General features: G+C 44.9%; 2 protein-coding genes. Both read right to left on the reverse strand.

All coding sequences use genetic code 11. From position 1 onward, the window contains the following. The coding region (locus tag EG849_RS15380; RefSeq protein ID WP_317125221.1) for an OmpA family protein at positions 1 to 1,617 on the reverse strand (1,617 nt) is incomplete at its 3' end. A 156-nt stretch (positions 1,618 to 1,773) separates the two neighbouring features. Then, positions 1,774 to 2,110 (reverse strand): type IX secretion system membrane protein PorP/SprF (locus tag EG849_RS15385; RefSeq protein WP_125014308.1); only part of this gene is annotated, 337 nt, incomplete at its 5' end.

Below are 2,110 nucleotides of genomic sequence, written 5' to 3' on the forward strand. Positions count from 1 at the left end.
GCTTGAAGGAATTCCTTTCGAAATTACATACTGAACAGTCGCTTTCGCTCTTCTATCAGACAAGTTTAAGTTATATTGGTCACTTCCTCTGTTATCCGTATGCCCTTTTGCCATAATAACAAGTTGGTCATTGTTCTTCATCACTTGAACCAATTTGTCCAATTCAAAAGCACCTTCTTGAGTAATATTAGACTTGTTGAATTCAAAGAAAATCTCTTTTAAAATAATCTCTTTTTCAGTCACGATAACATCAATCGGTTCCAAGTCAGCTGCAACATTCACAATACCGCCGTTTGTTTTAGCTACTGCAAAAGTATTGCTCTCATATCCATCTTTTGCAACTTGAAAAGAGTAAGCTTTGTTACAATCAACGTTATAAGAAACCATTCCGTCTTCACCGGAAGTCCTTGTCTCGATAACATTTTTCTTGTCATCTAAGATCGCAACTCTAGCTCCAGATAAAACAGCTCCAGTCTTTGCATTCTTAACTGTTGCAATCGCTTGAACTCCACAAACCGGATTTGCTTGATAGATCTTATCTTTTCCGGTCTTGTTGCTGGAGAAGAAACCGACGTTCTTGGTCTTGTTGAATGAGAAGGCGAAGTCGTCCTTAGACGTATTTACTGGCTCGCCAAGGTTTTCGGCCTCGCCTCCCTTTGAAAGGTCAACGCGAAAAATGTCAAGTCCTCCAAAGCCTTTCTTACCGTCTGATGCGAAATAAAGAATGTTGTCCTCCGTGATGAAAGGAAAGTTCTCATTTCCTTCTGTGTTTACCTTCACTCCCAAGTTCTCTGGATCGCCGTAGCTTCCGTCACCATTCACGGCAACTTTCCAAATGTCGTTTCCGCCAAGAGATCCCGGCCTGTTTGAGGAGAAGTAAAGCGTCTTGCCGTCTTTCGACAGGCTCGGGTTTCCTGTGGAGAACTCCTTGCTGTTAAACGGAAGCGCTTTCACATTAGCCCATTTATCGCCATCCTTGGTCGCCTTGAAAAGGTATACCTGGCCCACCTTGATGTCTTTTTTCTTGTCTTTCTCAAAATCCCCTTCCTTGAAGCTCTCGCTTGAGAAGTAGATCGTGTTGCCGTCTGCGCTCACGCTCGATGGACCATCGTGGAATTTCGTGTTCAACTCGCTTACAGCAACTGGCTCACTGAACGTGCCGTTGGCATTGTAAGTCGCCTTATAGATGTCAAGATAAGGCTCGTCGTTCCATCCGTAAGTCTTTCTTGACTTGTTTCTCGAACTTGTAAAATAAAGCGTGTTGTCGTCCGTAAGCACCGCTCCGAAATCAGAGTTGCCGCTGTTCAGACCAAGTGCCACCTCATCAAAAAGTTTCGTCTGGCTCTTCAGCTTGGGAACGTAGTTTGGGTCTTTCAAGAATGAAATCGCCCTTTGGTCACTTGGTACAAGCCCGGCGAATTTCTTCATCTGAACATTTGCCTCCTCATACCTTCCTTCTGCTTTCAGCATCTGGGCATACTTGAAATATGTCTCCGAATCCTGTGTGCTTTCTGTTGCCTTGGCATACCATTTGATCGCTTCCTTTGAATTGTAAACATTATAGTAGCTGTCAGCAAGCTGTCTGTAAACGTAGGCGTCTGACTTGCCTGCGTCCACCAGCTTCTGGTATTCAGTGGCAGCATCCACGTACTCGAACCTCGAGAAAAGCTTGTCCGCCTTCTCGCTGTCCTTATTCTGCGCCGCAAGGGACATCCCTGCAAGCAGGCTTAGTGTGATATATATTTTCTTCATTGTTGGTGTGTCTCTTTTAGGTTAGAAATATCTTGGTGAACGGGATACCTTCTTCGGGAAGTTCAAGTCGAAAAGCAGGATAACCTCGTGCGACGAAGGCGTGGTAACGTCTAGGTCAGAAACGATGTGGTCATAAGCATATCCTATTCTCAGGTTGGGCGTGATCGCATAGTTGACCATCGCTCCGAACGAATCATCAAGCCTGTAAGTCGCACCGATCTCGAATTTATCATTGAAAAGGAAGTTTGCTGACGCGTCAAGTGAGGCTGGCGCTTGGAAGGCAGACTTAAGCATTGCCGAAGGTTTGAACTTCACGCTTTCTGAAAGCTGGAAGACATAACCTGCCGTCAGGAAATAA

The organism is Flavobacterium macacae (genome assembly GCF_003865365.1).
GTDB lineage: Bacteria > Bacteroidota > Bacteroidia > Flavobacteriales > Flavobacteriaceae > Flavobacterium > Flavobacterium macacae.